The organism is Chitinispirillales bacterium (assembly GCA_031254455.1).
Taxonomy (GTDB): Bacteria; Fibrobacterota; Chitinivibrionia; order Chitinivibrionales; family Chitinivibrionaceae; genus WRFX01.
Map to the genome: position 1 here is coordinate 1 of JAIRUI010000064.1, position 7,030 is coordinate 7,030.

Here is a 7,030-nt window from a genome sequence, read left to right on the forward strand (position 1 = left end):
GTGAAAATCAACAATCAATGGTATGATGCGAAAACGACTAAAACTACAAGAGAGTTGTTGAAAAAATTGAATATTATACCTTAACATGTTACGTAAAATTAGGAAAAGTTACGGGTTAAAGGTTTGACAATCAATACTGTCAAATAATATTCTGTACAATGGTCAAGCCCGGATTTTTCTTTACATATTGTAAAAATACTATTTTACATTTGGAGGAAAATATGAAAATTGCCGCGGACAAAAATATTTTATTCGTAAGAGAATCGTTTTCTACGTTGGGCGGAACGGTTTTGTTTGATATTAAAGACATTGTAAACGAAAATATTAAAGATTTTGACGTTCTGCTTATCCGTTCTACAACAAAGGTCGATAAAAAACTGCTTGAAAACACAAAAATTAAATTTGTAGGAAGCGCTGTCGCGGGAATTGATCATGTCGATATTGATTATTTGCAAAAAAAGCGAATAGGATTTTCTTCGGCATCGGGCTGCAATGCAAGAAGCGTGGCGGAATACGTTCTTACGGTGATTTATGTGTTTTGTATGCAAAAAAATATATCTCCGAAAAATTTTGTCGTAGGAATTATCGGGGTTGGGCATATAGGCGGACAGGTTTCAGAAATTCTTAAAAAACTCGGAATTAAAACCATTCTAAACGACCCAATCCTTGAAAAACAGAGTGTGAGCAATAAATTTTCATCGATTGAATATCTTGCGAAAAACAGCGATATTATTACCGTCCATACTCCGCTGACAAAATCGGGCGAGTACAAAACCGAAAATTTGCTTGATGAAAATTTTTTCACGAAAGTAAAAAAGAATATTTTCTTGATTCAGGCGAGCAGGGGAGCGGTTTGCAACGAAAACGCACTTATGAAATCAATGAGTAAAATCCAAAAACCGGTAATTGACGTATGGGCGGACGAACCGGACGTAAACGTTGATTTGGCAAGAAATTGTCTGTTTGCTACTCAACACATCGCAGGACATTCGTTTGACGGGAAAATAAACGGAACAAAAATAATTTATGACGCCTGCTGTGATTTTTTTTCAAGAAAGCAGAAATTCGATTTTGAAAAAGAAGTGTTTTCAAAAATTCCCAATCAATCTATTGAATATGCAGGAAGTGTCGGCAATGTTCTACTCAAATGCTGTCCGATAGATGCGGATTCGTTGGATTTTGAAAAACTTTTGGCGTTAAAAAACGCTGACGAGCGAAAAATTATTTTTAAGGAACTTAGAGAAAACTACCGAAAGCGTTTGGAATTCAGCCATTATACGGTGTCCGGCGTTCCTTTAAATGAATCCGAAAGCCTGAGAAATTTGGGATTTTATATAAAATAATTCGCCTGTGAACTGAGTTTGATGCCAGTTTATTTTTGTGTCCTGTGAAAAATATCGCCGTTGTGGTTTTGCAAAAATTATTTTCCCACAGAGAATATTTAAAGGAAGTAAAATGCTTGGAAGCAAACAAAAATTTCGTTTAGAACGCGGGTACGATTTGACAAAGCCAATACTTACATGGTGGGGAGGCGATGCTGCCACGTGTTCAGAAAACGATTCCATATTACGTGATTTTATCAAAAATGAAAAAACAGGGATGTTTTTGCCGCGAGAAAAAGAAGAAATTATAGAGTGCTTAAATAATTCGTTGCATTTTGCTTTTCCGTATCGTTTTGCAAAAGATCTAAAAAATTTTGAAGTGTTTTTTGATGACGACAGTAAAATGTTTTTCGTTTTACATAAAAACAAAAGATTATATTTCCCGAAAAATTGGACTAAAGATAAGGTAATAAAATACTACCACAGTTTATTAATCGAGCAGGACTTGCGCTCGCCGCATTGTTATACTTGTGACGGTTTTGAAGTTAAAAAGAGCGATATTATCGCCGATGTGGGCGCTGCAGAAGGAATTTGGGCTCTTGAAAATGTGGAAACCGCAAAATTTGTGTACATTTTTGAGCCGCAAAAAGATTACATTCACGCTCTTTACAAAACGTTTGATCCGTATAAAGAAAAAGTCCGCATAGTAAATAAATATGTCGGTTGTGGTTCAAAGTGGTGGAATGGTAAAGTAGAAATTGACGACTTCATTGCAAAGAACGGTGTGGAAATTTCTTTTATAAAGGCAGATATTGAAGGCGCGGAGACAATGATGCTTGACGGAATGCCAAAATTATTGAAAGACAAACAAGATTTACGTATGCTTTTGTGTGCGTATCATAGACAAAACGATGCCGATAATTTGAAAAAAACATTAGAAGCGTACGGCTTTTCCATAGAATTTTCGCAGGGGTGGATGCTACTTATGCACGACCGCTTCGGATTACAGGAACCTTATTTCAGAAAAGGCTTAATTAGAGCCAGAAAAATCAATTCGGTTCAATCCAAATAACAATAAAATTATTTCGGACGATCGTATGAATAAATTTTGTGTTATAATTCCCGTATTTAATAACGAAAAAACAATAAAGTCCGTTGTTTGCGAAAGTCAAAATTACATAGAAAAAGTTATTGTTATAGACGACGGCTCTACGGATAGAACTTCGCAAATCATAGACGAAATTCCTAATATCGTCGTACATAAATTTCCTCAGAACAGAGGAAAAGGCGCGGCTATCCAAAAAGGGTTTGAAATCGCACTGAAAAACGGATTCTCGCACGCAATAACTTTGGACGCAGACGGGCAGCACTTTCCGCAGTGGATAGAAATCGCGATAAACGAATGCGAAGAAAAACCTGAAAATCTGTTTGTCGCAGCAAGAACAGGCGAGATTATCGGAGAATTTGCTCCTAAAAAAAATATTTTTGCACGAAAATTCGGTAATTTATGGATAAAAATTTATACCGGTTTTTCATTGAGCGACACGCAAAGCGGATTTCGTGTCTATCCGATAAAAAAAATGAAAAATATTAAATTCAAAACTAATCGTTTTGAATTTGAACAGGAAGTTTTGGTTAAATCGGCTTGGGCGGGAATAAAGTTAACGGAGTTTTCAATTCCACAGTTTTATCAATCACAGAACGAGCGGATTTCGCATTACCGTGTTTTTCGTGACAGTATAAGGATTTCGTGGTTTTTTGTCAAAACGGCGTTTGCAAAAATTCATTTCGTTTTTAATAACGAACTTAAATCGAACATTTCACCTCGAAAAGCGGCTTTTTCATTTGCTATAGGCGTGTTTCTCGGCATATTTCCCATTTACGGTTTTCAAATGCCGGCCGCTTTGGCGATTTCGACAGCAGCGAAACTTAATAGACCGCTTTCGGCTCTCGGGACTATGATTTCCGTACCGCCGCTATTGCCGTTTATCTTAATAGCGTCAATTTGGCTTGGTTCGATAGTTTTTCCCGACAGCATTCAAAAAGTCGAAACGCTTACGGATCTGTTTTCGGAAAATAAATTGGAATTTTTACTCAAAGGGGGGAAATGTTTTATCGTTGGAAGCGTAATCCTTGCTTTTATTTTGGCTACTATATCTTATTTGATAGCGTTTCTAATTTGTTTGGCGACGCGAAAAAAGAAAGAACTCACGCACGACAATCGCCTATACAAATTCATATAACATTGAGTTGCAAATTGGGATTTGGCAGGGGAAGAAGGATTCGAACCCTCGACACCGGGAACCAGAATCCCGTGTTCTGACCAACTGAACTATTCCCCTGCGAAACTTCGCGGAAAATATTTAATTTCTGAGTGTTTTGTCAAGATAAACTCAAACATCCGCAAAAAAAGTCAAACGAATTAAGTTTTTTCTCACGTCCGCAATGAAATTGAATATAAGAAATTAGTTGTCCTGTGATAAGAATTTTTTCTTTTATTGGAATATTTTGCATTTTTTCATAAATTTCTAAACCGCCTTTGGAAAGAAGTGTTAAAATTTCTTTTTTCCAATTCGGTTTTGGGTGGCATTTTATACATAAAAATCCTCCGTTTTGTTTTGATAAGAAAGCGTCTGTCAGTATATTTGAACAGTTGATGCAGTTTTGCAAGTCAATTTCGTAGCCTAGAAACTTTGCAAATCTTATACAAAAAAGCCAAAATCCAAAAAATATCTCGCTGTCGGATTTTTTCAAGTATTTCATATACTTTTCAAGTAAATTATACAGTTCAAAAGTATCGCCGTTTTCTTGCGGAACGACTTGTAAAATCAGCTCGAAAGCGCAATCCCGCATAGCGATTTTGTTTATATCCGAACCGAAAGAATAATTTTCGACAATATCGTATTTAGATGTTTTGGGCAAAGTATTTTTTTCAAGGTAACGTTTAGAAATCTGCCACTCTACGACCGCTCCGATTCCGTAATTTCCGCCGTGTTTTTTTACTCCGTGAAGCAAAACCGAACAAATTCCATTGTCTTTTGTTATTGTTTTTAGGATTGCGGACGTTTCGCCGAAGTGTATGTATTGAAGCACAATTCCTTTGAGAACTTTTTCCATTTTTGTTTCCTGAAAAACAAGCGTTTTATGGCATGAAAAATAATAAATGTCATACAAAATTTGACCGCAAAGCAGTAATAATCGTATTTTCTTTTTAAAGGGGGCGTTTTTTATGAAAAGTATTATTTCCGATATGGACGGAGTGATTTATAGGGGTGCAAAGTTAATCGACGGAGCGAATGAATTTATTGACAGGATGATTGTAAACCGAGTAAAATTCTTATTTTTAACAAATAATTCCGAGCAAACGCCGCGAGACCTTAAACAAAAACTCGAAAAAAAAGGGGTTAAGGGAGTCGTTGAAAGCAATTTCATTACCAGCGCTATGGCGACCGCAATGTTTTTGAAACAGCAAAAAGAACACGCAACGGTTTATGTCGTCGGCGGCGGTGGGTTGATAAATGAATTATACAATGTCGGTTTTACGATTTCCGAGAGCAATCCCGATTATGTCGTTGTCGGAAAAACCACGACGAACTTTAACTTTGAGACACTGAAAATCGCCGTACGTTTAATTCAAAAAGGAGCAAAATTTATAGGGACAAATCCGGATATGACGGATCCGACAGAAAACGGAACGGAACCCGCCTGCGGAACGCTTTTGGCGGCTATTGAAGCGGCAAGCGGGAAAAAACCGTATATTATCGGAAAACCCAATTCGCTTATGATGATGATGGCGGCAAAAAAATTAGGCGTTCACCCCGAAGAAACCGTCATGATAGGCGACAGAATGGATACCGATATTGTCGGCGGGATGGAAGCGGGAATGAAAACATGTTTAGTTCTTTCCGGCGTAAGTTCGGCAGAAGACATAGATAATTTCCCTTATCATCCGGATAGCATATTTAACAGTGTGGCGGATATCGACCCATTAGAGTTTTAGAGAACCAAGAATTATCTTTTACTTGCATAGCAAACTTTTTTACAAAAAATAAAAAAAGTATTGTTTTTTTGTATATATTACAGTATCCTGTGTAATAAGACTTCTCAAAAGGAAGGTATTATGGTACGTAATATTCAAAAAACATTAGAAACCTGGTGTCAAAAATACAATAGTAATTTTGGATTCAGTTCAAGCAGTTGGAACGGCGCTACGGTTCGTGAAACCAGCAGTTATACCGATAGACCGCATATCGCTATCGGAATGACAAGCAAAAATCTAAACGAGGTGGATTGGATGAGAGAAAAAGAGCTGATAAGTATGTTTTTCCCTAGGTTTTTTGAAATAGATTTTTCTATGCAGAAAGCGCTTATATTCATTGACGACAGATCGGACGAGTCATAAGTCAAATCGGATTTTTTCATCAGTTTTTTATTTTACTCTTGCGTTTATTATAAATATTTTATTATATTAACGCCGTTGCAGCATTGATTGGGGCGTAGCTCAGTCGGCAGAGCAGCTGGCTGTTAACCAGCTTGTCGGGGGTTCAAGTCCCTCCACCCCAGCCATACTTGCGGATGAAATTTATTTTTCATCCGCTTTTTTAATTATTCTTCGTCTTTGACGATTTCGTAGGGCCAGCCTTTTATGCCGCCTTCTACGTCGTACACATTAGTATATCCCATTTCGATAAGTATTTCACAAGACGGCTTGCTTCTACTTCCGCCCAAACAATGTACCAAAATAACGGCGTCTTTGTTCGGCAGCATTTCAGCGGCTTTATCCTTGACGTCGTCTTTGGGAATCAAAATTGTGCCGGGAATCCGCCATTCTTGGTATTCTTCTTCATCGCGTGCATCGACAAAAATTATGCCGGCGTCGTTATCAAGCATTTCTTTTGCTTCTTGCGGTGAAATTTTACGGTACTCCGCCTTTTTTGTTTCCAAGATTTCATCAGTGTCTTCTTTTTCAATCGTTTGCGTATCGGGTAAATTACCGCCCGCTAATTCTTTTTGGTTACATCCGACAATAAAAACGGTCATAATAAACGCCATAACCATAAATCCGAATGTTCTAATCATAAATCCTCCTAAAATTTTGTTTTTTATATTTTTAACATAACAAAGCAGACCAAATTATTTGTTTTTGATAACACGTCTTTTTGGACATGTTAAATTTTTTTCTTTTAGTCGTCTTTGTTTATAATATACGATATTGGCGATGAGTATTTCAATAAAACTAGCGACGATGGTAAATAAAACGGAAGCGGACTTGTGATTATGTTTCGTCAAATTATCATCACCCGTTATTTGTTTATGGATTGCTTCGTCGTTTCACTTCTTGCAATAGACGCGCGGTGTATTTGTTTGTCATTGCGAGCGAAGCGAAGCAATCCAGCCATCGTATTATCGTTTCACACCCATTATCGTCGAATACTTATAAGTCTTTCCGCTTGCACCTTTGGCTTCAGCGATTATCAGATAAGTGCCGTTCGCTACGTTTCTTCCTGCGTTATTCGTCAAATCCCACTCAATCTCCTTGTTGTTTTTACTTTTTGATTCAAACACCACATTACCTATGTTGTCATAAACAATAAGGGTAACTTGCGTCTGTTCGGGAGTTTTTACCGAAATCTTTGCAGACTGAGAAACAACAGCCTTCTCAAGTATTATTCCGTACTTCCTGTCTGATTTCTGCGGTTTGGCGATCG

At 37.3% G+C, this 7,030-nt stretch carries 8 protein-coding genes and 2 tRNA genes; 6 read left to right on the forward strand and 4 right to left on the reverse strand.

All coding sequences use genetic code 11. The features are described 5' to 3' along the window. Positions 1–221: 221 nt before the first annotated feature. The 3 genes from LBH98_04385 to LBH98_04395 all read left to right on the forward strand — a co-directional run bounded on the left by LBH98_04385 (position 222) and on the right by LBH98_04395 (position 3,565). The gene (locus tag LBH98_04385; GenBank protein ID MDR0303997.1) at positions 222–1,343 is read left to right on the forward strand and encodes a 4-phosphoerythronate dehydrogenase; all 1,122 of its coding nucleotides are present in this window, start codon (positions 222–224) and stop codon (positions 1,341–1,343) included. A 112-nt stretch (positions 1,344–1,455) separates the two neighbouring features. Beyond that, the gene (locus tag LBH98_04390) at positions 1,456–2,394 is read left to right on the forward strand and encodes an FkbM family methyltransferase (protein MDR0303998.1); all 939 of its coding nucleotides are present in this window, start codon (positions 1,456–1,458) and stop codon (positions 2,392–2,394) included. 25 nt (positions 2,395–2,419) lie between these two features. Next, complete coding sequence (locus tag LBH98_04395; GenBank protein MDR0303999.1) at positions 2,420–3,565, forward strand: DUF2062 domain-containing protein; 1,146 nt, start codon at positions 2,420–2,422, stop codon at positions 3,563–3,565. 22 nt (positions 3,566–3,587) lie between these two features. On the opposite strand, the gene LBH98_04400 is transcribed toward LBH98_04395, so the two are convergent. Both LBH98_04400 and recO read right to left on the reverse strand, forming a co-directional pair. Beyond that, positions 3,588–3,664 (reverse strand) — tRNA-Gln (locus tag LBH98_04400). A gap of 40 nt (positions 3,665–3,704) precedes the next feature. Then, a complete protein-coding gene (gene recO / locus LBH98_04405) occupies positions 3,705–4,439 on the reverse strand; it encodes a DNA repair protein RecO (GenBank protein MDR0304000.1) in 735 nt (244 codons plus the stop codon). Between the two features lie 112 nt (positions 4,440–4,551). Here recO and LBH98_04410 point away from each other — a divergent pair, with 112 nt between their 5' ends. The 3 genes from LBH98_04410 (at position 4,552) to LBH98_04420 (ending at position 5,888) form a co-directional block, all read left to right on the forward strand. Continuing rightward, complete coding sequence (locus LBH98_04410) at positions 4,552–5,322, forward strand: HAD-IIA family hydrolase (protein MDR0304001.1); 771 nt, start codon at positions 4,552–4,554, stop codon at positions 5,320–5,322. Positions 5,323–5,442: 120 nt separating this feature from the next. After that, positions 5,443–5,724, forward strand: a complete 282-nt coding sequence (locus LBH98_04415) for a hypothetical protein (protein MDR0304002.1) — start codon at positions 5,443–5,445, stop codon at positions 5,722–5,724. An 88-nt stretch (positions 5,725–5,812) separates the two neighbouring features. After that, positions 5,813–5,888, forward strand: a tRNA-Asn gene (locus tag LBH98_04420). A gap of 39 nt (positions 5,889–5,927) precedes the next feature. Here the strand turns inward: LBH98_04420 and LBH98_04425 are convergent. Then, positions 5,928–6,401: a rhodanese-like domain-containing protein gene (locus tag LBH98_04425; protein ID MDR0304003.1), complete on the reverse strand. Its 474-nt coding sequence runs from the start codon at positions 6,399–6,401 to the stop codon at positions 5,928–5,930. A gap of 324 nt (positions 6,402–6,725) precedes the next feature. Beyond that, the coding region (locus LBH98_04430) for a gliding motility-associated C-terminal domain-containing protein (protein ID MDR0304004.1) at positions 6,726–7,030 on the reverse strand (305 nt) is incomplete at its 5' end.

Excerpts from the sequence above, each read along its gene's own strand:
- LBH98_04410 (MDR0304001.1), top strand. The coding sequence starts at position 4,552 with ATGAAAAGTATTATTTCCGATATGGACGGAGTGATTTATAGGGGTGCA.
- LBH98_04395 (MDR0303999.1), top strand. The coding sequence starts at position 2,420 with ATGAATAAATTTTGTGTTATAATTCCCGTATTTAATAACGAAAAAACA.
- LBH98_04385 (MDR0303997.1), top strand. The coding sequence starts at position 222 with ATGAAAATTGCCGCGGACAAAAATATTTTATTCGTAAGAGAATCGTTT.
- LBH98_04415 (MDR0304002.1), top strand. The coding sequence starts at position 5,443 with ATGGTACGTAATATTCAAAAAACATTAGAAACCTGGTGTCAAAAATAC.
- recO (MDR0304000.1), bottom strand. The coding sequence starts at position 4,439 with ATGGAAAAAGTTCTCAAAGGAATTGTGCTTCAATACATACACTTCGGC.
- LBH98_04425 (MDR0304003.1), bottom strand. The coding sequence starts at position 6,401 with ATGATTAGAACATTCGGATTTATGGTTATGGCGTTTATTATGACCGTT.
- LBH98_04390 (MDR0303998.1), top strand. The coding sequence starts at position 1,456 with ATGCTTGGAAGCAAACAAAAATTTCGTTTAGAACGCGGGTACGATTTG.